The 26636-nt window shown below is 68.9% G+C and carries 26 protein-coding genes, 1 tRNA gene and 1 other RNA gene; 15 read left to right on the forward strand and 13 right to left on the reverse strand.

From position 1 onward, the window contains the following. Window positions 1-498: 498 nt before the first annotated feature. Genes argB through dapD form a run of 3 tightly spaced genes read left to right on the forward strand, consistent with a single transcriptional unit; the run spans window position 499 to window position 2974 of the window. Window positions 499-1425, forward strand: coding sequence for an acetylglutamate kinase (gene argB / locus BrevBR_RS16245; RefSeq protein WP_340001646.1), 927 nt, complete (start codon window positions 499-501; stop codon window positions 1423-1425). Continuing rightward, a complete protein-coding gene (locus BrevBR_RS16250; protein ID WP_332639035.1) occupies window positions 1422-2114 on the forward strand; it encodes a pyrimidine 5'-nucleotidase in 693 nt (230 codons plus the stop codon). Before argB ends, BrevBR_RS16250 begins: the two co-directional genes overlap by 4 nt. After that, window positions 2114-2974, forward strand: a complete 861-nt coding sequence (gene dapD / locus BrevBR_RS16255) for a 2,3,4,5-tetrahydropyridine-2,6-dicarboxylate N-succinyltransferase (RefSeq protein ID WP_332639033.1) — start codon at window positions 2114-2116, stop codon at window positions 2972-2974. Before BrevBR_RS16250 ends, dapD begins: the two co-directional genes overlap by 1 nt. Here the strand turns inward: dapD and BrevBR_RS16260 are convergent. Beyond that, entirely contained in the window at window positions 2952-4238 is a 1287-nt protein-coding gene (locus tag BrevBR_RS16260; protein WP_340001648.1) for a PQQ-dependent sugar dehydrogenase, read from the reverse strand. The two genes, dapD and BrevBR_RS16260, sit on opposite strands and share 23 nt — an antisense overlap. A 183-nt stretch (window positions 4239-4421) precedes the next feature. Between BrevBR_RS16260 and BrevBR_RS16265 the strand changes: the two genes are divergently transcribed. The 4 genes from BrevBR_RS16265 to aguB all read left to right on the forward strand — a co-directional run bounded on the left by BrevBR_RS16265 (window position 4422) and on the right by aguB (window position 9433). Further along, a tRNA-Met gene (locus tag BrevBR_RS16265) sits at window positions 4422-4498 on the forward strand. Window positions 4499-4727: 229 nt separating this feature from the next. Continuing rightward, entirely contained in the window at window positions 4728-7415 is a 2688-nt protein-coding gene (locus BrevBR_RS16270; protein WP_340001650.1) for a TonB-dependent receptor, read from the forward strand. A 144-nt stretch (window positions 7416-7559) separates the two neighbouring features. Further along, window positions 7560-8564: an agmatine deiminase family protein gene (locus BrevBR_RS16275; protein ID WP_340001652.1), complete on the forward strand. Its 1005-nt coding sequence runs from the start codon at window positions 7560-7562 to the stop codon at window positions 8562-8564. Continuing rightward, window positions 8564-9433, forward strand: coding sequence for an N-carbamoylputrescine amidase (aguB, locus tag BrevBR_RS16280; protein ID WP_340001653.1), 870 nt, complete (start codon window positions 8564-8566; stop codon window positions 9431-9433). Before BrevBR_RS16275 ends, aguB begins: the two co-directional genes overlap by 1 nt. On the opposite strand, the gene BrevBR_RS16285 is transcribed toward aguB, so the two are convergent. From BrevBR_RS16285 to BrevBR_RS16305, 5 genes are all read right to left on the reverse strand, one after another. Further along, complete coding sequence (locus BrevBR_RS16285; RefSeq protein WP_332639027.1) at window positions 9400-10188, reverse strand: PA-phosphatase; 789 nt, start codon at window positions 10186-10188, stop codon at window positions 9400-9402. The genes aguB and BrevBR_RS16285 overlap by 34 nt on opposite strands. Continuing rightward, window positions 10185-10679: a hypothetical protein gene (locus tag BrevBR_RS16290; protein WP_340001654.1), complete on the reverse strand. Its 495-nt coding sequence runs from the start codon at window positions 10677-10679 to the stop codon at window positions 10185-10187. Before BrevBR_RS16290 ends, BrevBR_RS16285 begins: the two co-directional genes overlap by 4 nt. 108 nt (window positions 10680-10787) lie before the next feature. Further along, window positions 10788-11138, reverse strand: coding sequence for a ribonuclease (locus BrevBR_RS16295; protein WP_332639025.1), 351 nt, complete (start codon window positions 11136-11138; stop codon window positions 10788-10790). Window positions 11139-11249: 111 nt separating this feature from the next. Further along, a complete protein-coding gene (locus BrevBR_RS16300; RefSeq protein ID WP_340001655.1) occupies window positions 11250-12302 on the reverse strand; it encodes a 1,9-bis(guanidino)-5-aza-nonane synthase in 1053 nt (350 codons plus the stop codon). A 99-nt stretch (window positions 12303-12401) separates the two neighbouring features. Further along, complete coding sequence (locus tag BrevBR_RS16305) at window positions 12402-13667, reverse strand: type III PLP-dependent enzyme (RefSeq protein ID WP_332639023.1); 1266 nt, start codon at window positions 13665-13667, stop codon at window positions 12402-12404. Window positions 13668-13996: 329 nt separating this feature from the next. Here BrevBR_RS16305 and phnC point away from each other — a divergent pair, with 329 nt between their 5' ends. From phnC to phnE, 3 genes are read left to right on the forward strand one after another with little or no spacing between them, the layout of a single operon-like run. Continuing rightward, complete coding sequence (phnC, locus tag BrevBR_RS16310; protein ID WP_340001656.1) at window positions 13997-14794, forward strand: phosphonate ABC transporter ATP-binding protein; 798 nt, start codon at window positions 13997-13999, stop codon at window positions 14792-14794. Continuing rightward, window positions 14791-15792 (forward strand): phosphate/phosphite/phosphonate ABC transporter substrate-binding protein, encoded by a 1002-nt coding sequence (gene phnD / locus BrevBR_RS16315; protein ID WP_340001657.1) that lies wholly within the window; start codon window positions 14791-14793, stop codon window positions 15790-15792. Before phnC ends, phnD begins: the two co-directional genes overlap by 4 nt. Beyond that, window positions 15789-16607 carry a phosphonate ABC transporter, permease protein PhnE gene (gene phnE, locus BrevBR_RS16320; protein ID WP_442881302.1) on the forward strand — a complete coding sequence of 273 codons (819 nt, stop codon included), beginning with the start codon at window positions 15789-15791 and terminating at the stop codon, window positions 16605-16607. The genes phnD and phnE overlap by 4 nt, the downstream gene beginning before the upstream one ends. Before the next feature lie 75 nt (window positions 16608-16682). Here phnE and thrS read toward each other — a convergent pair whose 3' ends face one another. Genes thrS through BrevBR_RS16340 form a run of 4 tightly spaced genes read right to left on the reverse strand, consistent with a single transcriptional unit; the run spans window position 16683 to window position 20211 of the window. Further along, window positions 16683-18608, reverse strand: a complete 1926-nt coding sequence (gene thrS / locus BrevBR_RS16325) for a threonine--tRNA ligase (RefSeq protein WP_340001659.1) — start codon at window positions 18606-18608, stop codon at window positions 16683-16685. Next, on the reverse strand, window positions 18605-18853 hold the full coding sequence (gene yidD, locus BrevBR_RS16330) for a membrane protein insertion efficiency factor YidD (protein WP_300465370.1): 249 nt from the start codon (window positions 18851-18853) through the stop codon (window positions 18605-18607). Before yidD ends, thrS begins: the two co-directional genes overlap by 4 nt. 44 nt (window positions 18854-18897) lie before the next feature. Further along, entirely contained in the window at window positions 18898-19368 is a 471-nt protein-coding gene (locus BrevBR_RS16335; protein WP_340001661.1) for an iron-sulfur cluster assembly scaffold protein, read from the reverse strand. An 18-nt stretch (window positions 19369-19386) separates the two neighbouring features. After that, a complete protein-coding gene (locus BrevBR_RS16340; protein ID WP_340001663.1) occupies window positions 19387-20211 on the reverse strand; it encodes a tetratricopeptide repeat protein in 825 nt (274 codons plus the stop codon). 93 nt (window positions 20212-20304) lie between these two features. Between BrevBR_RS16340 and BrevBR_RS16345 the strand changes: the two genes are divergently transcribed. Continuing rightward, the gene (locus BrevBR_RS16345; protein ID WP_340001665.1) at window positions 20305-21705 is read left to right on the forward strand and encodes a leucyl aminopeptidase family protein; all 1401 of its coding nucleotides are present in this window, start codon (window positions 20305-20307) and stop codon (window positions 21703-21705) included. Window positions 21706-21759: 54 nt separating this feature from the next. Further along, window positions 21760-22539, forward strand: a complete 780-nt coding sequence (locus BrevBR_RS16350) for a C40 family peptidase (protein WP_340001667.1) — start codon at window positions 21760-21762, stop codon at window positions 22537-22539. Between the two features lie 59 nt (window positions 22540-22598). Here BrevBR_RS16350 and BrevBR_RS16355 read toward each other — a convergent pair whose 3' ends face one another. Next, on the reverse strand, window positions 22599-23348 hold the full coding sequence (locus BrevBR_RS16355; protein ID WP_332639014.1) for a c-type cytochrome: 750 nt from the start codon (window positions 23346-23348) through the stop codon (window positions 22599-22601). 144 nt (window positions 23349-23492) lie between these two features. Between BrevBR_RS16355 and BrevBR_RS16360 the strand changes: the two genes are divergently transcribed. Continuing rightward, window positions 23493-24218, forward strand: a complete 726-nt coding sequence (locus BrevBR_RS16360; RefSeq protein ID WP_340001669.1) for a 3-deoxy-manno-octulosonate cytidylyltransferase — start codon at window positions 23493-23495, stop codon at window positions 24216-24218. On the opposite strand, the gene BrevBR_RS16365 is transcribed toward BrevBR_RS16360, so the two are convergent. Then, window positions 24207-24995 carry a helix-turn-helix domain-containing protein gene (locus tag BrevBR_RS16365; protein ID WP_332639012.1) on the reverse strand — a complete coding sequence of 263 codons (789 nt, stop codon included), beginning with the start codon at window positions 24993-24995 and terminating at the stop codon, window positions 24207-24209. The genes BrevBR_RS16360 and BrevBR_RS16365 overlap by 12 nt on opposite strands. Before the next feature lie 106 nt (window positions 24996-25101). Here BrevBR_RS16365 and BrevBR_RS16370 point away from each other — a divergent pair, with 106 nt between their 5' ends. Beyond that, window positions 25102-25497 carry a hypothetical protein gene (locus BrevBR_RS16370; RefSeq protein ID WP_340001670.1) on the forward strand — a complete coding sequence of 132 codons (396 nt, stop codon included), beginning with the start codon at window positions 25102-25104 and terminating at the stop codon, window positions 25495-25497. On the opposite strand, the gene nudC is transcribed toward BrevBR_RS16370, so the two are convergent. Next, the gene (nudC, locus tag BrevBR_RS16375) at window positions 25494-26420 is read right to left on the reverse strand and encodes an NAD(+) diphosphatase (RefSeq protein WP_340001671.1); all 927 of its coding nucleotides are present in this window, start codon (window positions 26418-26420) and stop codon (window positions 25494-25496) included. The genes BrevBR_RS16370 and nudC overlap by 4 nt on opposite strands. 55 nt (window positions 26421-26475) lie before the next feature. Here nudC and ffs point away from each other — a divergent pair. Then, window positions 26476-26571: signal recognition particle sRNA small type (ffs, locus tag BrevBR_RS16380), an RNA gene on the forward strand. Window positions 26572-26636 lie beyond the last annotated feature (65 nt).

Below are 26636 nucleotides of genomic sequence, written 5' to 3' on the forward strand. Positions count from 1 at the left end.
ACAGGGCGAGAGCCCCGGCCGCGCTGGTGGCCATGATGAAAGTCTTTACGCGCATGGGTGGATGCCCTCCGCAGCCCAAGTGAATTTGTGACGGCGTACGAGCAGCCGCTGCGCCCTCATAACAGCCCCGCTGGCCGAGGTCGAGCGGCGTAAGCCGGATAAGCGCCCAGCGTGGCCATATAGTTACAACCTTGAAATCCCGGCGGCCTGTGGCGATTCAAGGCGGGCGTGTGCCTTCTCAACCGCCGCCGGTTCGCCCGGTCGCCTTGCCGGTTCCCTCGCAGACGGCGCAGGTTTCTCCGGACGCGCTGACGCCCGCTCCCTGGCATTCCGGGCACAGGGTCGGGTCGGGGTGCTGGAGCGAGGCGGGGTCGACCGGATTCGCCGGCGTCAGGTCGCGGTCATCGATGTCATGCGGGTTCATCCGGGTGGAACGGCGTGCAGACCGTCCGGTTTCATGATGACAGCGGCCAGCCCTGGCTTTACTGACCCGCCATCATGGACGAAACCGAACGGCAATCCGAGGAGCGCGGCTGGGACACGGCGAAGACGCTGGCCGAGGCCCTGCCGTACATCCAGATCTACGACCGCAAGACGGTGGTGATCAAATACGGCGGCCACGCCATGGGCGAGAGCGCCGTGGCCAAACAGTTCGCCGCCGACGTGGTTCTGCTGAAGCTGATGGGGGTCAATCCGGTCGTCGTTCATGGCGGGGGGCCCCAGATCAGCGCCATGCTGGACAAGGCGGGCGTCCGCTCCAGCTTCGTCGACGGTCTGAGGGTGACCGACGCGGACACCATGCAGGTGGCCGAGATGGTCCTGTCCGGCGCGGTCAACAAGGAGATCGCACACTGGATCACCATGGCCGGGCGCGAGGCCGACGTGCGGGGGATCGGCCTGTCGGGCAAGGACGCCGGTCTGCTGACCGTGGAAAAGACCCGCCGGACCAAACGCGATCCCGACAGCATGATCGAGCATGAGGTCGATCTGGGCTTCGTCGGAGAACCGACGCGGGTCGACGCCAAACTGATCACCCGCCTGCTGGACTCGGACGCCGACTGGGTGCCGGTGATCGCCCCGATCGGCGTGACCGAGGACGGCCAGACCTTCAACGTCAACGCCGACACCGTGGCCGGGGCCATGGCCGGGGCGCTGGGGGCCAAGCGCATGCTGTTGCTGACCGACGTGGCCGGGGTCAAGGGCGCGGACGGCCAGATCATCCGACAGATGACCGTGGACGAGGCGTCGAGGCTGATCGAGGACGGCATCGCGACCGGCGGGATGATTCCCAAGCTGCAGACCGCCATGGCGGCCGTGCGCGACGGGGTCGAGGCCGTGGTCATCCTGGACGGCCGCCGTCCTCACGCCATGCTGGTCGAACTGTTCACCGAACACGGCGCCGGCACGCTGGTGAAGGCGGAATGAGCGCCGAGGCTGTCGAGGCGACGGAACTCGGGGCGGACCTGCGCCATGTGCGCAGCTGGATCTTCGATCTGGACGACACCCTGTATCCGCCCGAGTCGCAGTTCATGGGGCTGATCCAGCAGCGCATCAACGACTATGTGGTGCGCACCTCGGGCCTGCCGGCGGACGAGGCCATGGTGGTTCAGAAGACCTATCTGAACGACTACGGCACCTCTCTGGCCGGACTGATGGCCCACTACCGGATCGATCCCCACGACTTCCTGGCCGAGGTGCACGACGTGCCGCTGGACGTGCTGACGCCCGATCCCGGCCTGCGCGCGGCGCTGGAGCGGCTGGACGGGCCGCGCATCGTCTTCACCAACGGATCGAAGGCCCACGCCCGCCGCGTGATCGAGCGGCTGGAGCTGGCCGACCTGTTCGACGGCCTGTTCTCGCTGGAGGACGCAGACCTGATCCCCAAGCCCGATCCCCGCACCTTCGCCCGGATGACGGAACAGTTCGGCGTCGACCCGGGCTCGGCCGCCTTCTTCGAGGACACGGTGCGGAACCTGGAGCCCGCCCATGCGATCGGCATGACGACCGTGCTGGTCGGGCCCAGGGCGCACCACCCGAACATTCCCTTCGTCGATCATCGGGCCGCCGCGCTCGGCCCCTTCCTCGCCACCGCCCGCCTGCCCGGAGACGCCTGATGCTGGATCGCGCGCACCTTGAATCCGTCATCGAAGCCGCCTGGGAGGGCCGGGCCGAAATCTCGGTCTCGACCCACGGCGAGGTTCGCAAGGCCGTCGAACAGGCCCTGGCCCTGCTGGATTCGGGCGAGGCCCGGGTCGCGTCGCGGGGGGACGACGGCGTCTGGACCACGCACCAGTGGCTGAAGAAGGCGGTGCTGCTGTCGTTCCGGCTGAACCCCAACACCCGCATGGGGGCGGCGATCGGGGCCACCATGGGCGTCACCGATCCGACGCCGGGTCCTTACTGGGACAAGGTCCCGGTCAAATGGGCCCACTGGACCGAGGCGGACTTCGAGCGCGCCGGCTTCCGCGCCGTGCCCGGGGCCGTGGCGCGTCAGGGGGCCTTCATCGGCCGCAACGTCGTGCTGATGCCCAGCTTCGTGAACATCGGCGCCTATGTCGACGAGGGCTCCATGGTCGACGCCTGGGCCACGGTGGGCTCCTGCGCCCAGATCGGCAGGAATGTGCACCTGTCGGGCGGGGCCGGCATCGGCGGCGTGCTGGAGCCGCTGCAGGCCAATCCGACCATTATCGAGGACGGCTGTTTCATCGGCGCCCGCGCCGAGGTGGCCGAGGGCGTGATCGTGCGCGAGGGCGCCGTCCTGGCCATGGGCGTCTATCTGTCGGCCTCGACGAAGATCGTCGACCGGGCCACCGGCGAGGTCTTCCGCGGCGAGGTGCCGGCCTATTCGGTCGTGGTGCCGGGCAGCCTGCCCGACCCGAACGGCGGGCCGTCGCTGTATTGCGCGGTCATCGTCAAACGGGTGGATGCGCAGACGCGGGCCAAGACCGGCGTCAACGAACTGCTGCGGGATTGAGTTCAGGCAGCGAGGCTCCGCGCGCGGAGCGATAGCCTCCCTGGGAAGCCGCCAGCCGGACCAGCTTGCCATTCTGCTCGTCGGTGACGGCCCAGACCGCGCCGTCGGGGGCCACGGCTATGTCCCGGACGCGTTCGCCCAGACCGGTCATCAGCCGCTCCTCGCCGACCACCCGGCCGCCGTCCAGCACCAGCCGGGCGATATGTTTTTCCTTCAGGCCGGCGATCAGCAGATTGCCGCGCCAGCCGGGGAACATGGCCCCGTCGTAGAAGGTCATGCCGCCCGGCGCGATGACGGGGTCCCAGTAGTAGACGGGCTGTTCGATCCCCTCACGCGCGGTGACGCCGCCGTTGATGGCGCCGCCGCGATATTCGATCCCGTAGGCCACCTCGGGCCAGCCGTAGTTCAGGCCCGCGCGATCCAGATTGATCTCGTCGCCGCCGCGCGTGCCGTGCTCGACCGTCCAGACGTCGCCGTTGGGGGCGATGGCGACGCCCTGCACGTTGCGGTGCCCCAGCGACCAGATCTCCGGCAGGGCGCCGGCCCGGCCGACGAAGGGATTGTCGCGCGGGACCGAGCCGTCGGCGTTGATGCGGATGGTCTTGCCCATGTGCGAGCCCAGGTCCTGGGCCTGGGGCCGCATCGGCGCGTCGGACCGTTCGCCCAGGGTGATGAACAGATGGCCCGCGCCGTCGAAGGCCAGGGACGAGCCGAAATGCTTGTCGCCGTCGTAGACCGGCAGGGCGCGGAAGATGACTTGGACGGCCTCGACCCGGGTTCCGTCGTCCGACAGCCGGCCCCGCGCCACCGAGGTAGCGTTGCCGCCCTCGCGCGGCTCGGCATAGCTCCAGTAGATCAGCCGATCGGCGCCGAAGGTCGGACCGACCGCGACGTCCAGCAGGCCGCCCTGACCGCGGGCGTCGACGGCGGGCAGGCCGGCGACGGGTTCGCCGACCGCGCCGTCGGCGGTGATGAGCCTCAGACGGCCCGGTCGCTCGGTGACCAGCCAGCGGCCGTCGGGCAGCAGGGCCAGGCCCCACGGATGCTCCAGCCCGGACGCCACCACCCTGTGCGCCATGGCCGTTTCGGTGCGCACGCCGGGGGCGCGGGTCTGGCCGGGGAAGGCGGGCTGCTGCGCCGCGCCATTGGCGGGCCGGGTCTCCAGCGGTGCGCCGGCCGGGGGCGCCGCATCTTGCCCATTGGCCCCGCAGGCGGCGGAAAGGGCGGCGACGCCGACCGTGGCGGCGAGTGCGAGCAGACGCATGGGAATCCCCTTGAACGGAACAGCGAACGAACGGTCCGTCAGCCTAGCCGTTCCGGCCCTGCGGCGTCACGTACCCGCTCATCGACCATGGCGTTTACTCGACTTGAATCCGCCATCGCCCGCCTATATAGGCACGCCTCTTCCGGCGGTCAGACCAGTTCCCGCCGGGACTCGAGCAATCGGGGCTGGGTAGCTCAGCTGGTTAGAGCGGTGGATTCATAACCCACAGGTCGGCGGTTCGAGCCCGCCTCCAGCCACCACCTCTTCCCCTTGCCACAGCAAAGCCTGGACGAACGCCGTTAGCGATCATCCACAGCTAAACGGCCCACGGCGGTGTGTCTCTCGTGTCACCCGCCGGGCCTGTCATATCACTGTCACATGAATGTCGTCCCACTTTCCCATGGCACGCCTAGAGGGGGCGGGATTTCAACCGGCTGCCACGGCCGGTCGCAGGGCGCACATGCCCATCTTCATCGGGGATAGATGACAATGACGAACCGCAAACGCGTGTTCTGGGCCACCACGGCCCTCTTCAGCGGCCTTCTGGTCGCCGGCGCCGCCTCCGCCCAGTCTTCGGGCACGGTCGCGACCGAAGGCGCCACCGAACTGGACACGGTGGTCGTCACGGGCGCCCGCACGCCCAGCATCGACGGTGTCATCGTCGCCCAGACAGTCCCCAAGACGCGCTCCAGCATCTCGCAGGAATTCATCTCGACCCAGGCCGCGGGCCAGACGATCCTTCAGACCCTGAACCTGGTTCCCGGCCTGAACTTCGTGAACAGCGACCCCTACGGCAACTCGGGCGGCAACATCCGTCTGCGCGGCTTCGACGGCAACCGCGTCTCGCTGACCTTCGACGGCATGCCGCTGAACGACACGGGCAACTACGCGGTCTACACCAACCAGCAGCTCGATTCGGAACTGATCGAGCGCGCCTCGGTCAACCAGGGCACGACCGACGTCGACAGCCCGACGGCCTCGGCCACCGGCGGCACCATCAACTTCCTGTCGGCCCGCCCGCTGGAAGAGGCCGGCCTCCAGATCAATACGTCGATCGGCGAGAACAACTACGGTCGCGTCTTCCTTCGCGGCGACACCGGCGCCTTCGGCCCGTGGGGTACGACGGGCTACGCCACGGTTTCCTACACCAACTATGACAAGTTCAAGGGCCCCGGCGAACTCGAGAAGACCCAGTTCAACGGCAAGCTCTACCAGGATCTGGGCGACGGGGACTTCGCCAGCGTCGCGGCGCACTGGAACGTCAACCGCAACGATTTCTATAACAACTTCATCAACCAGGCCCAGTTCGACGCCGGGACCTACCTGGAAAACGACATCGCCTGTTTCCGCCCGGTGGGCGTTGACGGCACGGTCCAGAACGAAAGCAACAGTTCCTCGCGCGTCCTCTCCGATGGAAGCGTGGCGACGGGCAGCTGCACCAACTATCACGGCATCCGGATCAACCCGTCCAACACGGGCAACATCCGCGGCCAGTTCAGCTACGGCCTCACGGACAACCTGCGCTTCACCTTCGACCCCTCGTTCCAGTACGTCATCGCCAACGGCGGCGGCTACACCCTGGTTGGCGAGCGGGACGATCGCCTGGACCAGAACGCGGCCAACAACGCCACGGTCACCACGCCCGCCCAGTGCGCGGCAGCGGCCGTGAACCGCACGGGCGTCGATCTGAACGGCGACGGCGACAGCTGCGACAACGTCGGCCTCTACACGCCCAACAACACCAACACCCACCGCTACGGCATCACCAGCTCGCTGATCTGGGACCTGAACGACAGTCACCGGATCCGCGCCGCCTATTCGCTGGACTACGGGCGTCACCGCCAGACCGGGGAATTCACCCGCCTGACCCGCGACAGCGAACCGCTGAACGTGTTCGGCGGCCAGGAGCGCTGGGGTGACGAAGACGCCCGCATTCTGGGCCGGGACGGTTCGTACCTGCGCGGACGCGACCGCTTCTCGATCGCCGAACTGCAACAGTTCGCTGTCGAGTACATCGGCGACTTCCTCGACGACTCGCTGACGATCAACATCGGTGTCCGCGCGCCCTTCTTCACGCGTCAGCTGAACCAGTACTGCTACTCGCAGAACGGCTCCTCGAACGTGCGCTGCACGACCGAGACCCCTTCGGCGACCCTGGCCAACGGCAACGTCCGGTTCGCCTCGACCGGAACGACCCAGTACATCCCGCCGTACGAAGCCGAACTGAAGTATGACGATGTTCTGCCGAACGTCGGCGCCGTCTACCGCTTCGGCGGCGGCCACAGCGTCTACGCCAGCTACGCTGAAGGCCTGTCGGTCCCGCGGACGGACAACCTGTACCAGCCGGTGCGGAACACGACCGACAACTCGATCGACTTCTCGACCGTGCAGCCGGAAAGCACGAAATCCTATGATCTGGGCTATCGCTTCCGCAACTCGCGCCTGATCGCCCAGGCCGCCCTGTGGTATATCGAGTTCGAGAACCGCATCGTCGCCTCCCAGGACAACGACCCCAACTCCCCGACCTTCGGCTTCTTCACCGACCGGAACGTCGGCGCCGTGAAGCAGCAGGGCTTCGACGGACAGCTGGGCTACATCTTCGCGGACAACTTCGCCGTGAACCTGTCGGCGTCGTATAATGAGAGCGAGCTGCAGGACAATCTCTTCCTGGGCAACTTCAACTGCACGTCGGCCAACCAGGTCCCGGGCTCGACCCCGGTCTGCCCGACCGCCCCGGCCTCCACCCCCATTCCGTTGTTCCTGCAGACCAAGGGCAAGACCCTGGTCGAGACTCCGGACTGGACCTTCGCCGCTCGCGCGGACTGGGACGTGACCGAGAACCTCTCGGTCGGCCTGCAGGCCAAATATGTCGGCGAGCGTTTCGCCACGGACGTCAATGACGAGATCTCCGACGCCTATACGGTCGCCGATCTGGACGTGCGCTACGACCTCACCGACACCTTCGGCATCCGCGGCGCCTATGTTCAGCTCAACGTCAACAACCTGTTCGACGAGGAATATCTGGGCAACATCTCGACGGGCAACAACGCCCTGTCGACCGTCGTGACGACCGATCCCCGCGTGCCGGCCGCCAACGCCAACCGCAGCGGTCAGGTCCGGACCTATTCGGTCGGTTCCCCGCGCATCGCGCAGATCACCCTGGGCATGAAGTTCTAGGCTTCACGCTTCATATCGAGACGAACGAGGGCGGCCTGTTCACAGGCCGCCCTTTTTCCATGGCCGCACGACGCGCCCGTGCGTTGAAACCTCACGCGGCGCCCTCTATCTGGCGCGATCGGTCATTCGCCGATACGAGGCCCCATGAACCAGTTTCCCGTCCCCGCCGAATGGACGCCGCACCGCGCGATGTGGGTTGGCTGGCCCAGCCATGCCGAGTTGTGGGAAGACAATCTCGAACCGGCCCGGGCCGAGGTCGAGGCCCTGGTCCGCGCCCTGGCCGGTCCGGGCCGGGAACATGTGAAATTGCTGGTGGGCAAGCCCGAGGCGCTGAACGACGCCCGCGCGCGGTTCGACGGCGTGACCGGGGTCGAGGTGGTCGACGGCCGGTTCGGCGACATCTGGCTGCGGGACACGGGCCCCATCTTCGGCCCCGGCTCGGCGACGGCGGCGGCGTTCCGCTTCAATGGCTGGGGCGGCAAATACGAGCTTGAGCACGACGACACGGTCGCCGACCAGATCGGCCGGGCCTCGGGCGTCCCCCTGACCCGCAACGACTTCATCCTCGAGGGCGGGGCTGTCGATCATGACGGCCGCGGCACGGTCCTCACCACCCGCCAGTGCGTGTTGAACCCGAACCGCAACCCCGGCTGGACCGAGGCTGGGGCCGAGGCCGCTTTGGCCGCTTCGCTGGGCGCGAGGAAGGTGCTTTGGCTTGGCGACGGCCTGCTGAACGACCACACCGACGGCCATGTCGACAACCTGGCCCGCTTCGTCGCGCCGGGCGTCGTGGCCTGCCCGGTGGCCTGGGGCAGGGGCGATCCCAACGACCACGTCTATGACACCGTGGCCCGCGCCCTGTCGCAGATGACCGACGCCACGGGCGCGCCGCTCAAGGTGCTGCGCCTGCCTTCGCCCGGCTTCGTCGGCGACGAGGACGAAAAGCCCGTCCCGGCCAGCCACATGAATTTCCTCATCGCCAACGGCGCCGTCATCGTGCCGACCTATGGCGACGACCGCGCCGCCGATCTGGCCTGCCAGGGCCTCGCGACGGTCTTCCCGGATCGCGAGATCATCGCCCTGCCGTCGATCGCCATCCTGTCGGGCGGCGGATCCTTCCACTGCATCACCCAGCAGGAGCCCGCCTGATGGCCCGCACGATCTCTGTAGCCGCGCTCCAGACCTCCTATGGCGAGGACATGCAGGCGAACATCGACAGGACGATCGACCTGATCCGTCAGGCTGCCGGCAAGGGCGCGCAGGTAATCCTGCCCAGCGAACTGTTTCAGGGCCCCTATTTCTGCGTCAGCCAGGAAGAGAAATGGTTCGCGACCGCCCATCCATGGCGCGACCATCCGTGCGTGACCGCCCTCCAGCCCGTCGCCGCCGAACTTGGCGTCGCCATCCCGGTCTCCATCTTCGAGCGCGAGGGACCGCACTATTTCAACAGCATGGTGATGCTGGACGCCGACGGCCGCGCCCTGGGCGTCTATCGCAAGAGCCATATCCCCGACGGTCCCGGCTATCAGGAGAAATACTATTTCCGGCCCGGCGACACCGGCTTCAAGGTCTGGGACACGCGCCACGGCCGCGTCGGCGTCGGCATCTGCTGGGACCAGTGGTACCCCGAAACCGCCCGCGCCATGATGCTGCAGGGCGCCGAGGTGCTGTTCTATCCGACCGCCATCGGCTCCGAGCCGCACGACAAGGAGCTGGACACCGCCGATCCGTGGCGGCGCGCCATGCAGGGTCATGCCGTTTCAAACGTCGTGCCGGTCGTCGGCGCCAACCGCACGGGTCATGAGCGGGTCACCGAGGCGGGCCAGGTCTTCTACGGCTCGTCCTTCATCGCCGATCATCGCGGCGATCTGGTCGAAAGCTTCGGCCGCGACGACGAGGGGGCGCTGGTCCATACCTTCGACCTCGACTACGTCGACCGGCACCGCGCCGCCTGGGGCTTCTTCCGCGACCGGCGGACCGACCTCTACGGCTCGCTGGTCGCGCCCCGCCCGGCCTGAGCGCCCGCCTGGGCGAAGGCCCGCCGCTCGGCGGCGCAGCCCGGACTGGTCAGGCCTTCGGCGCGCGCGGCGGCCACCTCGGCCCGCGCGGCCTCCAGATCGTCGGCGAAGGCGGGCGAGGCCTCGGCGGCGAACAGCCTCTGACCCAGAACGGCTCCGTCCGTTACGTCCGCCGTCCAGTTCATGCGGCAAACCGCCCGGCTCAGTCCGATCTCGCGGCCGATGCGCCGGGCCTCGGCGGCGCGGTCGGGCGCGAGGGCCGCGAACATCTCGCCATACGCCGCGCCGGCGACGGCGCCGCCCGCGGGCCACGACGAACCGTCGCGAATGGCGTCATTGATCCTCTGGCAGGGCTCCAGACCCTCGATCGCCCTGATCGGCCGGGGACGGGGGGTCTGCTCGGCCAACAGGCGCGTCAGACGGTCGGCGTCGACCAGCAGCCGGTTCATCAGCCGGGTCAGGGCCGGTCGGGGCTTCTGCGCGAACCGGGCGCCGAGGACGCAGTCGAAATGCTGGGCCCCCTCCGGCGCCGCCAGCCAGGCATGGGCCGTGGCCATCCACCACCGGTCCGCGCCGGGCTCGACAGAGGGGAGGTCGGACCCCGACCATGGCCCCGGCGGGGGCGTCGCATCGGCCAGGGACCGGATGGCCGTCTCTTCCAGATAGCCCTGCGGCGCCTCGGCAGCCCCGGGGGCCACGCCCGTGGCGCAGGCGCCCAGAAGGGCGCAGGCCGCGAGCGCGGCGGCGCGGCTCACCCGCCGGCGGTCCAGTCCAGTTGGACGCTGGTCGGGCCGTCCTCGACGGGGGTGGCGACGACGCGCAGCAGCTTGCCGCTGCCGTCTTCGGCTGCGGCGCCATAGGCGCGGGCCTCGCCCTGGTTCATGGCCATGACCGAGGCCAGGCCGGCGGCCTCGGCGCGCTCGCGGTAGAAGGCGATGACCGTTTCGGGCGCGGCGTCGGTGGTGAAGCTGAGGATCCCGCCGGGGCCGTCGGGACCCCGGGCGACAGTCGCGGGACCGCTGACGGTTCCGCCCGGATAGACCACGGCGAAGACCGGCGCGCCTGGCGCCGCCGGCGCGGCCGCCGTGGTGATGGCGGCGGCGGGCGCCGCGGCCTCCGGGGCGGCGACGGCCGCCGTGTCGGGCGCCGCCTCGTCCGGAGCGACAGCATCCTGCGCCGGGCTCGGGCCGCAACCGGCTGCGGCCAGGGTCGCCATGAGTGCGGCGGCCGCGAACATGCGCTTCATTCCGTATCGTCCCTGGAAAGACTTCTTGATTGCACCCACCGTGGCCCAAGGCTGCGGCGGCGGCAAGGCGGGTTCACGCCTTCGGAAAGGCGCGGAATGACGCGGACGTCAGCCGGTCGCCGCGTCGGCCTGGTCCGGCCTGCCTTCCGCGGGATCGCCGGCGGGACCGGTCCGGTCCGCGCCCGTGTTGTTGATGGGGTTCGGGTCGGCGTTCGAGGGCGACTGCGGGTCGGCCGAGGCCATGCCTTCAGTCGCCAGCGTCTCATTGATGGCGTCCTGATCGGGATCGTCCTCCGACCCCGTGGCCGCTCCGCCCTGCAATGATCCGGCCCGGGTGTCCGATCCCATGCCAGACCCTGACAGGGCCTCGGTCATGGCGTCGGGCTTGCGGCCCAGATCGGGCTTCTCGCCCATGTCGTCCGCCTCGCGGGCGTCCTCGGTCTGATGCTGGTCGTTCATGGCGAAGCTCCTTCGTCAGACAAAGCGAACCGCGCGCGGGGCGGTTCCGCATACGAAAAGAGCCGGGATCGAAATCCCGGCTCGCGTTTCGTTTTCTCTTTTGAACTGGCCCTATTTGCCGAACAGCTTGTTCCAGCGGCGCTTGTCGCGGTTCTTCCACGTCCCGCGGTGATAGGCGTCCGAGCCGATCAGCGGCACGACCGTGGTGGCCTCGGCGAAGACCATCTGTTCGTGCGTGGTCTGCACCTTGCCCCATGAAGCGGCTTCCTTGAGCGTGGACGACGAGCAGGCGCCGTCGCGCACGTCGGCGACCGTGATCTGGACCGCATAGCGGTGCATCTCGGCCTCGACGCCGAGGATCTCGGCGCAGACGACGGTGTCCTGGGCGAAATTCTTCGGCACGCCGCCGCCGACCATGAACAGGCCGGTGACGCCCGCCGCGATCTTGACGTCGGTCAGTTCGCGGAAGTCCGCGACCGCGTCGATCATCAGATACGGCTTGCCCTCGGCCATCCGCTCCTTCTGGTGCTTGACCAGACCGAAGCCGGCCGAGCTGTCGACGAAGGCCGGGCAGAAGATCGGCACGCCCTCTTCATAGGCGGTCTGGATCAGCGAGCCGGGCTTCTTCGCATTGCCCTCGCTCAGCCATTTGCCCATTTCCCAGATGAACTCGCGCGAGGAATAGCCGCGCGGCTCCAGCCGGTTGCAGATCTCCAGAATCGTGTGGTCGCAGGCCTGGAGCTCTTCCTCATCGATATAGGTGTCGTAGATCCGGTCGATGTAGTTGTCGCGCAGGACGTTGTCGTCCACCTCGCCGGCGGCCTGGTAGTGTTTGAAGCCGAGCGCCTCGAAGAAATCCATGTCGACGATCGAGGCGCCGGTGGCGACCACGGCGTCGATCATGCCGAACTTCACCATGTCGCGGTACACGTGCATGCAGCCGCCGGCCGAGGTCGAGCCGGCGAGGATCAGCCAGGGCGAGCAGGCCTTGTCCTCCAGCGCCATGTTGAAGATGTCGGCGGCCCGGGCCGTGTCGCGGCTCGAGAACGACATCTTGCGCATGCTGTCGATGATCGGACGGGCGTCGAAGGAGGTGATGTCGACGTGCTCCACGGTGTTCTGGAGCAGCTGGGCCTTCTGGTTGGACTGAACGGGAGCGTTCATTGCAAGGGTTTCCCTTTGGTTTGAGCGCCCGTCGTCAAAAGAAACAGCGGCCCGGACGGAGCGACGGGCCGCTGCTGGTTACAACGCGAAAGCGACGATTTAGCGCCGCTGCTTTCTCCGCTGACCGGCCTTGCCCTTGGGGCGCGACAGGCGAACGACCTTGCGGGCGGTCTCTTCCGCCGTGGTGCGCACGGTCGGGATGGAGCGCGGCGCCAGGCCGTACAGCGAAGCCATCGGGGCGTCGCCGACCGCGGCGATGTCGTGTTCGCCATAGCCGTTGAAGCCGGTCGACATGGCCACGCCATAGGCGCCCAGCATGCCGATCTCGATGAAGTCGCCTTCCTGCACATCGGCCGGCAGCCAGAACGGGCCCGGCATGTGGTCGATGGAATCGCAGGTCGGGCCATAGAAGCGGAACGGCTTCAGATCGCTCGACGCATCACCATCCCGGACCAGCTTGGTCGGGAAGGGCCAGCGCGAGTGGGTGGCGTCGAACAGCGAGCCGTACGAGCCGTCGTTCAGATACAGGGCGTCGCCCTTGCGCAGGTCGACGCGGCACAGGACCGACGAGGACTCGGCGACCAGCGCGCGGCCGGGCTCGCACCACAGTTCGGTGGTGTGGGTGACCGGCATCTCTGCGAAGCCGCGATGGATGGCGTCGGCGTATTCGCTCATGTCCGGCGGAACCATGCCCGGATAGACCGAAGGGAAGCCGCCGCCGACGTCGACGATGTCTACGATCACCCCGGCGCGGCTGATGGCGCGACCGACCTGGGCCATGGCGGCCTCATAGGCGGACGGGCGCATGCACTGCGAACCGACGTGGAAACAGACGCCCATCAGCCCGTCGACCACCGCTTGGCGCGTGGCCAGCAGCAGAGACGGAGCATGGTCCGGCGAGACGCCGAACTTGCCCGACAGGGAATAGGCCGCGCCGTCGGCCGAAACCGTCATGCGGACCAGCAGGTTCAGGTCGGTGGCGTTGCCCGTGGCGTCGAGGATCTTGGCCAGCTCGTCATGGCTGTCCAGCGAGAAGGTGCGGACGCCGTGCTCGAAATAGGCGCGGGTGATCGCGCCGCGGCTCTTGACCGGGTGCATGAAGGCCAGGCGCGCGTCGGCGCTGACCGAACGGACCAGTTCGATCTCGGCGAGCGAGGCGACGTCAAAGCCGGTAACCCCAGCCTCCACGAGAGTCTCGATGACCCACCGCGAGGGATTGGCCTTCACCGCATAGAAGACGTCGGCGTTCAGATTGTCCTGGAACCAGCGCGCCGCTACGGAAACCGAACGCGGTCGCACGAGTGCGACGGGACGTTCAGGGGACCGCTCGCGGACCAGGTCCAGGGGAAATGGATACGTGCGCAATTCACGTAAACCCCTGTAATTGTTAAACCCAGACCGGCGTTAGCAGCGCAACGTTAGACCTACGGGGTCCGCCGGAAGCCGCGATGTAGGGTTCGCCGACTGTCATGTAAAGCGGTTTTTTCCAGGCAGGGCTTGGACTTGCGCGGGATTTATCCGCGCGCGGACTGTCCGGCGGCGAAAGGGTTCGGCCCATGCGCGGACGGCGCGTACGCGGCGGGCCGCCCCTGCTGTTCCGCTGGACGAAATCCTCGTGGACGTGTCATTAAGACTTGCCTCGCGGGCCTGATCGGGCCATGCGGCGCGCCCTTGCAACCGCTTTCAGCGTGTCCATGACCTCAGCCACTGCCGCCGTCGCGTCCGTGAAGGACGTGTCCAAGACTTTCGGCGCCCGAAAGGCCCTGAACGGCGTGTCCGTCGAGGTCGGGGCCGGAGAAATGGTCGCCCTGATCGGCCCGTCCGGCTCCGGCAAATCGACGCTGTTGCGCTCGATCACGGGCCTGCAGACCATCGATTCCGGCAAGGGAACGATCACCGTCTTCGGCGAGACCGTCCAGAAGAACGGCCGCACCACCGGCGCCGTCCGCGCCGCGCGCCAGAAGCTGGGCATGATCTTCCAGCAGTTCAATCTGGTGGGCCGGCTGTCGCTGTTCTCCAACGTCATGCTGGGCGCACTGGGCCGTCTTCCCGGCTGGCAGGGCTTCCTCGGCGCCTGGCCGAAGGCGGACAGGCAGCGCGCCATGGCGGCCCTGCACCGCGTCGGCGTCTCCGACTATGCGGCCCAGCGCGCCAACACCCTGTCCGGCGGCCAGCAGCAGCGCGGCGCCATAGCCCGCGCCCTCGTTCAGGGCGCCAGGGCCATCCTCGCCGACGAGCCCGTCGCCTCGCTGGACCCCGTGTCCGCCCGCAAGGTGATGGAACTGCTGGTCGAACTGAACAGGCGCGACGGCCTGGGGGTCATCGTCACCCTGCACCAGGTCGACTACGCCATCCGCTATTGCGACCGGGTCGTCGCCCTGAAGGCCGGCCAGATCGTCTACGACGGGCCCGCCACCGGCCTGGACACCAAACAGCTTATCGACATCTACGGTCCCGAGTTCGAGGACGCGTTCTGGGAAACCAAGGCATGACCTTCGCACCCGTCACCCGCCGGCTCGGCCTGATCGCCGCCGCCGCCGCCATGTTCGGCCTGGCCTCCTGCGGAGGCGAAGACAGCAAGTCGACGGCCGCCCCGACCGAACTGACCTTCTCCATCCTGTCCGCCGAGGGCCAGGCTTCGGCGGGCCCTCTGTGGCAGCCGCTGCTGGACGACATGTCCAGGGCCGTCGGCGTACCGGTGAAGCCCTATTTCGGCTCGAACTACACCGTCCTGGTCGAGGCCATGCGCGGCAACCAGACCCAGGTCGCCTGGTTCTCGGCCAAGCCCGCTGTCGAGGCCATCGACCGCGCCGACGCCGAGGTCATCGCCCGCACGGTCAACAAGGAAGGGCTGGACAGCTACCGCTCGACCCTGATCGTCCGCACCGGCTCGGGCATCACGCTGGATCAGGTCATGGCCTGCGGCAAACGCTTCGACTTCGGCATCGGCGACGCCCAGTCGACCTCGGGCACGCTGGCCCCGATGGCCTTCCTGTTCAATCCGCGCAACGTCGTCCCGGCCCAGTGCTTCAAGACCGTCCGCTCGGCCAACCATCAGTCGAACGCCTTCTCGGTCGCCTCGGGCGTGCTGGACGTGGCGACCTCGAACACGGTCAACACCGTCTTCCTGCGCAAGCAGAACCCGCAGATCGCGAGCCAGATTCAGGAAATCTGGCAGTCGCCCCCGATCCCCGAGAGCGGCATCCTGGTGCGCGAGGACCTCGATCCGGCGCTGAAGGAGAAAATCCGCAGCTTCTTCCTCACCTACGGCCAGGGCGAAGGCGTCGAGGCCGAACGCCAGCGTCAGGTGCTGGCGGGTCTGGAATACTCGCGCTTCAACGCCGCGGACGACGGCTATCTGAACCCGATCCGCGAAATGGTCGCCGACCAGAAGCTGGGCGAGGCCCGGGCCAAGGGGGACGCCGCCGGCGTCGCCGCCGCCGAGCGTGAACTGCAGCGCTTGCGCAGCCTGCGTGAGGTCCAGCCTTGACCGACGCCGCCGCCCGAACGCCTGCGACGGCCATTCCCAATCCGCCCACCAAATCGATGGGCGCATGGGCGCTCGACATCCTGATCTGGGGCGGGGTCGGCGCCCTGCTGGTCTACAGTTTCGGCCCGGTCGAACTGGCCAATGTCACCAAGCTGTTCAGCAACAACGAACACACCCAGAATTTCGCCCGCGAACTGCTGCGGCCCGATTTCCAGAACTGGAAGCTGTTCGTCGCCAAGATGTGGGAGACGGTGCAGATCGCCCTGTGGGGCACCTTCATCGCCGTCTTCGCCGCGGTTCCCATGGGTCTGGCCGCCGCCCGCAACATCGCCCCCGCCTGGGTCGTCACCCCGGTTCGCTGGCTGATGAACCTGTTGCGCTCGATCCCCGATCTGGTCATCGGCCTGCTGTTCGTCGTGGCCGTCGGCCTTGGCCCTCTGGCCGGCGTTCTCGCCATCGCCCTGAACACCGCCGGGGTCCTGGCCAAGCTGTTCTCGGAAGCCGTCGAGTCCATCGACAAGGGCCCGGTCGAAGGCGTGCGCGCCACCGGCGCGTCCAAGCTGCATGAGATCGTCTGGGGCGTGATCCCGCAGGTCGCGCCGCTGTGGACCTCGTTCGCCCTCTATCGCTTCGAATCGAACAGCCGCTCGGCCACGGTGCTGGGTCTGATCGGGGCCGGCGGCATCGGCCAGGTGCTGTTCGACAGCATGAACGCCTTCGACTTCCGCGACGTCTCGGCCATCGTGGTCGTGGTGGTGGTCGCCGTGACCCTGATCGACATGCTGTCACAGGCCATGCGCAAGCGGCTGCTCTGACCGTCCAACCATCGCTCAAGGGAAAGCCCGCCACCGCGATCGCGATGGCGGGCTTTTTTTGTTTCCCCGGTCGGATCAGGCGGGGCGCAGATCCGGCGGCGTCGCCTCTTCCGTCAGGATGCGGATGACCTCGTCCAACGACACGACCTCCTGCGCCTGCGAACCCAGACGGCGAATGGCGACCGTGCCCTGTTCGGCCTCGTTCTTGCCGACCACGGCGATGACCGGGACCTTGCCGACCGAGTGTTCGCGCACCTTGTAGCCGACCTTCTCGTTGCGCAGGTCGAGCTCGGTGCGCAGGCCCGCGGCCTTGAACCGCGCCTGCACTTCGCGCGCATAGTCGTCGGCTTCCGAAACGATCGTCGCCACGACCGCCTGCGTCGGCGCCAGCCACAGGGGGAAGGCCCCGGCGTAGTTCTCGATCATGATGCCGATGAACCGCTCGAACGAGCCCAGAATGGCCCGGTGCAGCATGACCGGCCGGTGCTTCTGGCCGTCCTCGCCGATATATTCCGCACCCAGCCTTTCGGGCAGCACATAGTCCAGCTGGATCGTGCCGCAGGTCCACTCGCGCCCGATGGCGTCCTTCACCACGAAGTCGAGCTTGGGCGCATAGAAGGCGCCGTCGCCCTCGGTGACCACCGGCTCGGTTCCGGCCGCGCGGGCGGCCTCGAGCATCTGGGCCTCGGCCTTGTCCCAGAACTCGTCCGTACCCGCCCTGACTTCGGGCCGGGTGCCCAGGCTGATGTAGGCGGTCTCCATCCCGAGGTCGGCGTGGACGGTGCGGGCCAGTTCGATGAAGCGCGCCGTCTCGTCGACGATCTGATCCTCGCGGCAGAAGATGTGGGCGTCGTCCTGGGTGAAGCCGCGCACCCGCATCAGGCCGTGCAGGGCCCCCGACGGCTCATAGCGGTGACAGGCCCCGAACTCGGCCATGCGCAGCGGCAGTTCGCGGTACGAGCGCTGGCCCTGATCGAAGATCTGCACGTGACCGGGGCAGTTCATCGGCTTGAGGCTGAGCGTCTCGCCCTCGACTGTCTCGCAGACGAACATGTTGGGGCGGTATTTCTCCCAGTGGCCCGACTTCTCCCAGAAGGTCCGGTCCAGCACCTGCGGTGTCTTGACCTCGACGTAGCCCGCCGCATCCAGCCGGCGGCGCATATAGGCCTCCAGCACACGCCACAGCTCCCAGCCCTTGGGATGCCAGAAGACCATCCCACGGCCTTCCTCCTGCATGTGGAACAGACCCATGGCCTTGCCGATGCGGCGGTGGTCGCGCTTCTCGGCCTCCTCGACGCGCAGCAGATAGGCGTCGAGGTCCTCCTTCGAAGCCCAGGCCGTGGCGTAGATGCGCTGCAGCTGCGGATTGCGGTGATCGCCGCGCCAGTAGGCCCCCGCCAGCTTGGTCAGCTTGAAGGCCTTGCCGACGAATTTCGTCGTCGGAAAATGCGGTCCCCGGCAGAGGTCCAGCCAGCCGCCCGAGCGATAGACGGTGATTTCCTCCGTACCTGGAAGGTCACGGATCAGCTCGGCCTTGAACGTCTCGCCGACGCTCTCGAAATGCCGGATCGCGTCCTCGCGCTCCCAGACCTCGCGGACCAGCTTCTCGTCGCGGTCGACGATCTCGGCCATCTTCTTCTCGATGGCTGCGAAGTCGTCCGTCGAGAAGGGCTCCTCACGGGCGAAGTCGTAATAGAATCCGTCCTCGATGGCCGGGCCGATGGTGACCTGCGTCCCCGGGAACAGCTCCTGCACCGCCTGGGCCAGCACGTGGGCGGCGTCGTGGCGGATGGTCTCAAGCGCTTCGGGATCGTCGCGCATGATCAGTCTGAAATCGCCGGACCCGCCCAGCGGGCGGTCCAGATCGCGCTGTTCGCCGTTCAGGGCGACCAGGGCGGCGCGCTTGGCCAGCGACGGCGAGATGGAGGCGGCGACGTCACGGCCCGTGGCGTCGTCGGGATACTGGCGCGCGGCGCCGTCGGGGAATCGGAGTTCGATCATGTCTTCGTCTTTACAGGCGGAACCGGGTCATAGCCCGATTGGCCGAATGGGTGGCATTTGCAGAGGCGTCTGACCGTCAGCCATCCCCCCTTGACCGGTCCATGCTGGATCAGCGCGTCCCGGCCATAGTCCGAACAGGTCGGCAGGAACCGGCATTGCTGCCCGATCAGGGGCGACAGCGTCAGCTTGTAGCCGCGATGGGCCAGCCGCACGCCGCGTTCATAGAGAGTTCCGCCGGAAGCCATGTCGCCGCGCTTATCCCCTGCAATGGGCGCAGGAGCAACGGGCGTCAGGCAGCCCCGGCGAGGCTAGTTCGGGTGTCAGGGCCCTTGCGGGCGAGCGCCTGCCGCATCGCGTCCAGCGTCGCCTCGATGGCGACCATGGTGGAGGCGTGGCGCGCCGGATAGTCGGCCACCTGTTTCAGGGCGCGCAGGCCTTCGAAACGGCCCGTCGGACCCTCGCCGCCGGCCTTGAGCATGGCCGACATGGCGTCGCGGGCCGCGACCACTTCATCCAGAGAGGCGCCGATCACGCTCTCGCCCAGCACCCCGGCGGCGGCCTGGCCGAGGGCGCAGGCCTTCACGTCCTGCGCAAACGCCAGAACCCGACCGGCCTCGTCCAGCGTCACATCCACGACGGCCTTCGAACCGCACAGTTTGGCGACCCGTTCACTCGTGCCTTCCGGCGCAGGCAGGCGTCCGCTGTGCGGCAGATTGGCCGCCAGCCTGAGGATGCGCGCGCTGTAGAGCTCGTCGATCATGGGCCGGAATATAGGCGATCACCCGCCCTGGAGCGAGCCCCAGGTCCGGGCCTGATCGACCGAACCGTCCCTGACGCGGTCCCGCAGCCACTGCAGATTGGCGTCGGCGGCCTCCGGGGGCAGGTCGCGGCGCAGGATCTGTTCCGCCTCGGCCATCTTGCCGCTCAGACCCAGCACCATGGCCAGGTTCAGCCGCACCTTCAGCGACGCGCCCGGCTGGGCGGCGGCGCGGCGCAGCAGCGGCTCGGCCGTAACGGCGTCGCCCTTCGTCATGGCCGACATGGCCATATTGGTCAGGACGGCGGGATTGTCGGGCGACAGGGCCAGGGCCTGGCCCCATGCGGCGCGGGCGTCGTCGGGCCGGCGCACCTGCTCATAGGCGGTCCCCAGCAGCGACCAGGCCTGCCAGTCGTTGGGCCGGGCGTTGCGGGCCTGTTCGAGCGCGGCCACGCCATAGAAGGCCTGCCCACGCGCGATGTGGGCGCGCCCGACCTCCAGCATGGCGTCGACGTTGTTCGGCTGGATGACCAGCACGGCCTGGGCGGTTTCGGCGGCCTGATCATAGCGGCCGAGATCGCGCAACGCCGCCGCCGCCTTCACGCCGGCGACGGGATCGCGGGGATCGATGTCCGCCTGATCGGTCCAGAACACCGAGCGGCTCAGCGCGTCGGAACGCTCATAGGCGGCGCGCACCTCGGCGCTCGCGGGCTGACGCGGTGTAGCGGCGGCCTGCGACGGGGCGGGCGGCTGGGTCCCGGTCTGGGCCCCGGCCTGGGCGTGAGCCGCGCCGGCGGCGCCCGAAAGCAGGACGAGGATTGCGAGAGAGGCTGTCGTGCGCGACATGGAGGCGCTCCGGATGGTTCGGGGGCCAGACTCGGCCTTTCGCGTCAATCCTTGGTTAAGATCGGCCGCCGCCGGCCGGAAAGGCTGTCGCCCATGTCCGCCCTGCATCCCGACCTGCTGACCGACGACGCGGAGGGCGCGATCCCGGTGCTTTTCGTCGGCGCCGCAGGGCCTATCGACGAAACGCTGCAAGGCTGGGCGGAAGCCAACGGCTTCAAGGGCAAGTCCGGCCAGATCCTGGTCGCGCCCGGCGGCGACGGCGGGATCGCCGCCGTTCTGGTCGGCGCCGGCGAGACCTTCGATCCCATGTCGGCCCGCGCCCTGCCGGCGAGGCTGCCGCCCGGCCTGTACCGGCTGGAGGCGGAACCGGAGGATGCGCGCCGGGCCGCCCTGGCCTTCCTGCTCGGAGCCTATGTGTTCGATCGCTACAAGGCCCGTCCCGAACGTGACCGGGTGCGGCTGGTCGCGCCCGAGGGCCTCGACCTGGCGGCGGCGACGCGGATCGCCTCGGCCTGCGCCCTCGCCCGCGAGATGGTCGACACGCCCGCCGCCGACATGGGGCCCCTGCAGATCGAAACCATCGCCCGCGAGATCGCCGAGGAGGCCGGCGCCGCGATTACCGCCATCGCCGGCGATGCCCTGCTGGATGAGAATTATCCGGCCGTTCATGCGGTCGGCCGCGCCGCCGCCCCGCACCGCGCGCCCCGGGTCATAGAGATCGGCTGGAATCTGGATCGCGCGGACCTGCCGCTGGTCGCCCTCGTCGGCAAGGGGGTGGTGTTCGATTCCGGCGGGCTGGACATCAAGGCCGCCGCGGGCATGCGCAATATGAAAAAGGACATGGGCGGCGCGGCCCACGCCCTCGCCCTCGGCCGGCTGGTCATGCAGTCGCGCCTGCCCGTCCGGCTGGTCGTGCTGGTGGCCGCCGTCGAGAACGCTATTTCGGGCGACGCCTTCCGGCCCGGCGACATCCTGTCCAGCCGCAAGGGCCTGACCATCGAGATCGGCAACACCGACGCCGAGGGGCGGCTGGTCCTGGCCGACATCCTCACCCGCGCGGGCGAGCATTCGCCCGATTTGACCCTCGACTTCGCCACCCTGACCGGCGCGGCCCGCATCGCCCTGGGACCCGAACTGCCTCCGCTCTACACCGATGACGAGGCCCTGGCCGCCGACCTGCTCGAGGCTGCCCGCGCCGTCGGCGATCCGCTGTGGCGGATGCCGCTCTGGCCCGGCTATCGGGCCGCGCTGGAGACCGAGATCGCCGACCTGCGCAACGACTCCGCCGGCTGGGCCCAGGCGGGCTCGGTGACCGCCGCCCTGTTCCTGCAACGCTTCGCTCCGACCACCGGCGCCTGGGCCCATATGGACATCTTCGCCTGGAACCCCCGCGCCCGCCCGGGCTGGCCCGAGGGCGGCGAGGCCCAGGCCTTGCGCGCCTGTTTCGAGATGCTCACGAGACGGTTCGGCCACGATAAAGCCTCCGTTCGTTAACGGCCCTTTCGGCTTCTTGCGGTACGACAGCGTCTCAACCGGACGAGCCCACGCTTGACTGCAGCAGCCGCCATTCTGGACCCCCGCACCACGCTCGCCCGGCCCGATCTGGCCGAGCAGGCGCTGGAAGGCGTCGTCCGCGCCGCGGCCTACCGCGCGGTCCGGCCCATGCATTGCGCGGCCCCCGTCGCGGACATCCACGCCGACGTCGTCCCCGGCGAACATCCCGTCGACCAGCTGATCTTCGGCGAAGCCTTCGACGTCCTCGACAGCCGCGGCGACCGCCTGTGGGGCCGCGCGCGCCGGGACGGCGTGGTCGGATGGGTGGAAGCCGCCTCCCTGGTAGAGGGCGCGCCGCTTCCGACCCACCACATCAAGGCCGTCGGCGCAGACCTGCCGCTGAACGCCCTGGTCTCCGGGGCCGATGAGGACTCCGCCGCCATCGGCGTCTTCGCCGACGACCCCGTCGCCGTCGCGGAAGGCTTTCTGGGCGTGCCGCACCGTCCCGGCGAACGTACGCCCCGGGGAACCGATTGCTGCGGCATGGTGCAGCAGGCCCTCTACGCCTGCGGCCGCGCCGCGCCGCGCTACGCCGACCAGCAGGCCGAACTGGGCGTCGGCGTCCCCATCGCCGATGCGCGACGGGGCGATCTGGTCATCTGGCTGTCGCCAGGCCTGGCGCCGTGGAACGGCCATGCCGGCATCATGCTGGATCCGGACCGCGTCCTGCACGCCACCGGTCATCACGGCGAGGTGGTGATCGAGGCCTTCGCAGAGGCGAACGCCCGGCACGGCGGCCTTGGCGGCGCCCAACCCGTCTTCCGCCGCCTCTGACCGCAAAAGGAAAGGGCGGCCCGAAGACCGCCCTTCCGTCGATATCCATCCAGCCGGACCTACTGGTTCGGCGGAGCCGGGCTGGTCGAGGCCGGCGGAGCGGCGGGCGTGGCCGCCGTAGTCGGCTGGGCCGCGGCGCCCGTGGTCGGAGCGGCGCCGGTCTGACCGCCGTTTGCAGCGCCGGCCTCTTCAGCGCCGGCGACGGGAGCCGCGCCTTCGGCCGGGGCCGCCGCGGGAGCAGCGCCGGGCTGGCGTGCCGGATCAGGCGCGGGGATGGCCATGCCGCCCGATCCCTGGCTGCGCAGCCAGGCGATCAGATTGACGCGGGTGTTGGTGTCGCGAATGCCGGCGAACGACATCTTGGTGCCCGGGACGTGACGGCCGGGCGCGGTGATGAACTGGTCGAGCTCGTCCAGGGTCCAGGTCGGCGCCTCGGCCTTGTGGGCGGTCATCGCGTCCGAATATGCGAAGCCGCCATGGCTGGCCACGGCGCGGCCGACCACGCCGAACAGGTTCGGACCGATTCCGTTGGCTCCGCCCGCCGTCGCCGTGTGGCAGGCCTGGCAGCGCGCGAAGGCGGCCTCGCCGGCGGCCAGATCAGCGGCCGGAAGCACCGTGCCCCAGTCAGGCGGCAGGACCACCTCAGCGGCTCCGCCGGCGGCCTCTTCGGGCGCGTCGACGAAATAACCCATCTTTTCAGGGGCTTCAGTGTGATAAATCGCGCCGGTCACCTGCTGCACGCCGATGATGACAAACCCCGTCGCGAGGGCGGCGCCCAGAATCTTGTTCCACTTCAGATCGCCGCTCATGCGCGTCGTCTCATCCCGTATCTGAGGCCCGACCATATGACCGGCGGGCGAATTCTTGCGTGGGCGTCTCTTACACGCTAGCGCGGCCTTCGCAACCGGCGGAAGGTCGTCTGGCTGTCGCAGCCCCCAGTTTGGGACTTGAACGTGAACCCGCTGATCCTGATCCCCGCGCGCATGGCCGCGACCCGTCTGCCGAACAAGCCGCTGGCCGATATCGGCGGCGTGCCGATGATCGTGCGGGCGTACCGTCAGGCCGCCCTGTCAGGCCTGCCTGTCGCGGTCGCCGCCGGAGATCCGGAGATCGTGGCGGCGATCGAGGCGGACGGCGGCGTCGCCGTCCTGACCGACCCCGGCCTGCCTTCGGGTTCCGACCGCATCCGCGCCGCGCTGGACGCCATCGACCCGGACGGAGCGCACGACGCCGTCATCAACCTGCAGGGCGACATGCCCTTCGCGGACCCCGGCCTGGCCACGGCCTGCGCCGCCCTGCTGCACGGCGAGCCGGCCTGCGACATCGCCACCCTGATCGCTCCCGAGGCGGACGCCTCCGACCGGACCAATCCCGATGTGGTCAAGGCGGTGGTCGCCCTGTCCGAGGGCGAACGCCAGGGCCGCGCCCTCTATTTCACCCGCTCGACCCTGTTCGGCGACGCGCCCGTCTGGCGCCATATCGGCCTGTACGGCTACCGGCGAGGCGCGCTGGAGCGATTCTGCGCCGCCCCGCCGTCGCCGCTGGAGCGCCGGGAAAAGCTGGAACAGCTCCGGGCGCTGGAAATGGGTCTCCAGATCTGGGCCGCCGTGATCGACGAGGCGCCCCTGTCGGTCGACAATCCCGACGATCTCGCCGCGGCCCGGGCGCTAGCGGGCTGAAAGCCGCCGCGCGGTCTCGTCGTCCGCCGGAAAGAAGGCCTCGACGGCGATCTCGGACAGGGTCACGTCCAGCGGCGTGCCGAACACCGTCGTGGTCGAGATGAAGGACAAAGGGCCGTCCGGTCCGTCCAGCACCAGAGGCGTTACGATGGCGTGGCCGGGCGTCAGATGGGCGCGCGGCCCCGGCGGCGCCGGATAGGCCCACAGCTCGTCCAGCAGGGCGAGGATGGCGGGATCGGCCGAGGCGGCGAACTGGGCCCTCAACCGCTCCAGCACATGCGCTCGCCATTCCGGAAGGTTGCGAATCCGCGGAGCCAGCCCCTCGGGATGCAGGCTCAGCCGCAGAACATTGATCGGCCCCGTCAGCAGATGGGCCGCCGCCCCCTCCAGAAATGGTCCCACCGCGGCGTTGGCCATGACCAGCGTCCAGTGCCGGTCCACCGCCAGCGCCGGATACGGCTCATGCGCCTTAAGCAGGCGTTCGATGGCGTTGCGCGCCGCCGCCATGTCCGGCGCGTCCAGCGTGCGCTCTCCGTGCACGGCCGCGAAGCCCGCGAGGCTCAGCAGAGCGTTGCGTTCGCGCATCGGCACCGTCAGCCGCTCGGCCAGCTTCAGCACCATCTCGCGGCTGGGCCGCGCCCGGCCGGTCTCGAGGAAGCTCAGATGGCGCGTCGAGATCTCGGCCTCGATGGCCAGATCCATCTGGCTGAGATGGCGGCGGATGCGCCAGTCGCGCAGGGCGGGACCGAAGGCCTGTGGAAGCGGTTTGATGTCCATGGCCCGATCCAAACAGGTCGGGGTCCGGTTCGCCATTACCTCCGGCGTAATCGACCGGTGTATTTTCCGTCTTCACCCTCGGGACGTCGCAACCGAGGAGACCGACATGACCCCCGCTTCCCCCCTGTTCCTGCGCCGCGTTCTGGGCCTCGACGCCGCCGCCAGCGGCGCCGTCGGCCTGCTGCTCACCTTCGGTGCGGGCCCGCTGGCCGAAGCTCTAAGGCTTGATCCCGGCTTCACCCGGCCCGCCGGCCTGTTCCTCATCGGCTGGGCCCTGGCCGTCGCGGCCCTGGCGTTGCAGCCTCGCCCGGCCCGTCCCCTGGTCATGGCGGTGATCGCCGTCAACGTCCTGTGGACGATCGAAAGCGTCCTGACCCTGGCGCTGGGATGGCTGGAGCCGAACGCCCTCGGCGTCGCCTTCGTCATCGCCCAGGCCGCCGCCGTGGCCGCGTTCGCCGGGCTGCAGCTGTTCGCCCTGAAACCGGCGCGCCGCCTCGTCTAGGCGTCGAAGCCGTCGACCCAGGCCTGAAGCAGGGTCCGGGCGATGGCGATCGGAGGCGGAGCCTTGATCGAGGGATGGCGGCCGGCGAGAACGTCGGCCGCCTCCTGCCGCGTCAGCCAGGCCACCGCCTCCAGCTCGGTCTGGTCGGGCCGGGCGTCCATGCTGTCGACCTCGGCGATCAGCCCGATCATCAGCTGCGACGGGAAGGGCCAAGGCTGGCTGGAGTGATAGCGCACGGCCGTCACCGTCAGTCCGGCCTCTTCCTCGATCTCGCGGGCGCAGGCCGCCTCGATCGTCTCTCCCGGCTCCAGGAAGCCGGCCAGCGCCGACATTCGCCCCTCGGGCCAAGCGGCCTGCCGCCCCAGCAGACAGATCGGCTCGGCTCCGCCTCTGAACACCGGCAGCATGATCGTCACCGGGTCGACGCGCGGGAAATGCTCGGTCCCGCAGGCCGGACAGATACGCTTCCAGCCGCCGCACGCATTCTCGCTCTCGACCCCGCAGGCGGCGCAGAAGCCGTGCCGCCGCCGCCAGTCGAACAGCGACTTGGCCGTCCCCGCCATGGCCGCGTCGGCGTCCGGCAGCATCGCCGCCGCCTCGCGCATCTCATGGAAGGCGCCCAGCCCGGCCAGCGGTCCCGCGGCCGGATCGATCGAGCCCTCGATCTCCACTGCGAAACACGGCGCGCCCTTCCACAGGCCAAGGAAAAGCTCCCGCTCCGGCGCCGCGGCGCGGGCATGGGGCAGGGCCAGCCAGGCCAGCCGCGGCTCTCCCGTCTCGACCAGCGGCCGCCCCTCCCACAGCACCATGGCCATGGCGTCCGGATTGGCCGCCTGTTCGGCCAACCACTCCGGATCGTTGCGAAGGTCGCCGGCGCGATCGAGCGGATTGCCGGAGAAGGTGTTCAGGACGGGGAGGACCATGACCGTCATCTAGCAAGGCTGCGCTTGCATCCGCGAGCGGGAATCGTCATATCGGCCTTGGAGATCGCGGGCGAAGGCTTCGCCAACCTGGTCAGGGCCGGAAGGCAGCAGCCACAACGAATTCCCCTTCGGGTCGCGGTCTCCACTTCCTTTTTTGTTGCGCTACCTCTCGCCGCGCGGCGGCTCGCCGCCTGAGCGCAGCGCCGCGCTCAGGCA

The organism is Brevundimonas sp. BR2-1 (assembly GCF_037626195.1).
Lineage (GTDB): Bacteria > Pseudomonadota > Alphaproteobacteria > Caulobacterales > Caulobacteraceae > Brevundimonas.

Coding starts and splice junctions, on each gene's coding strand:
- argB (WP_340001646.1), top strand. CDS start 499: ATGGACGAAACCGAACGGCAATCCGAGGAGCGCGGCTGGGACACGGCG.
- BrevBR_RS16250 (WP_332639035.1), top strand. CDS start 1,422: ATGAGCGCCGAGGCTGTCGAGGCGACGGAACTCGGGGCGGACCTGCGC.
- dapD (WP_332639033.1), top strand. CDS start 2,114: ATGCTGGATCGCGCGCACCTTGAATCCGTCATCGAAGCCGCCTGGGAG.
- BrevBR_RS16260 (WP_340001648.1), bottom strand. CDS start 4,238: ATGCGTCTGCTCGCACTCGCCGCCACGGTCGGCGTCGCCGCCCTTTCC.
- BrevBR_RS16270 (WP_340001650.1), top strand. CDS start 4,728: ATGACGAACCGCAAACGCGTGTTCTGGGCCACCACGGCCCTCTTCAGC.
- BrevBR_RS16275 (WP_340001652.1), top strand. CDS start 7,560: ATGAACCAGTTTCCCGTCCCCGCCGAATGGACGCCGCACCGCGCGATG.
- aguB (WP_340001653.1), top strand. CDS start 8,564: ATGGCCCGCACGATCTCTGTAGCCGCGCTCCAGACCTCCTATGGCGAG.
- BrevBR_RS16290 (WP_340001654.1), bottom strand. CDS start 10,679: ATGAAGCGCATGTTCGCGGCCGCCGCACTCATGGCGACCCTGGCCGCA.
- BrevBR_RS16295 (WP_332639025.1), bottom strand. CDS start 11,138: ATGAACGACCAGCATCAGACCGAGGACGCCCGCGAGGCGGACGACATG.
- BrevBR_RS16300 (WP_340001655.1), bottom strand. CDS start 12,302: ATGAACGCTCCCGTTCAGTCCAACCAGAAGGCCCAGCTGCTCCAGAAC.
- phnC (WP_340001656.1), top strand. CDS start 13,997: ATGACCTCAGCCACTGCCGCCGTCGCGTCCGTGAAGGACGTGTCCAAG.
- phnD (WP_340001657.1), top strand. CDS start 14,791: ATGACCTTCGCACCCGTCACCCGCCGGCTCGGCCTGATCGCCGCCGCC.
- thrS (WP_340001659.1), bottom strand. CDS start 18,608: ATGATCGAACTCCGATTCCCCGACGGCGCCGCGCGCCAGTATCCCGAC.
- yidD (WP_300465370.1), bottom strand. CDS start 18,853: ATGGCTTCCGGCGGAACTCTCTATGAACGCGGCGTGCGGCTGGCCCAT.
- BrevBR_RS16335 (WP_340001661.1), bottom strand. CDS start 19,368: ATGATCGACGAGCTCTACAGCGCGCGCATCCTCAGGCTGGCGGCCAAT.
- BrevBR_RS16340 (WP_340001663.1), bottom strand. CDS start 20,211: ATGTCGCGCACGACAGCCTCTCTCGCAATCCTCGTCCTGCTTTCGGGC.
- BrevBR_RS16345 (WP_340001665.1), top strand. CDS start 20,305: ATGTCCGCCCTGCATCCCGACCTGCTGACCGACGACGCGGAGGGCGCG.
- BrevBR_RS16355 (WP_332639014.1), bottom strand. CDS start 23,348: ATGAGCGGCGATCTGAAGTGGAACAAGATTCTGGGCGCCGCCCTCGCG.
- BrevBR_RS16365 (WP_332639012.1), bottom strand. CDS start 24,995: ATGGACATCAAACCGCTTCCACAGGCCTTCGGTCCCGCCCTGCGCGAC.
- BrevBR_RS16370 (WP_340001670.1), top strand. CDS start 25,102: ATGACCCCCGCTTCCCCCCTGTTCCTGCGCCGCGTTCTGGGCCTCGAC.
- nudC (WP_340001671.1), bottom strand. CDS start 26,420: ATGGTCCTCCCCGTCCTGAACACCTTCTCCGGCAATCCGCTCGATCGC.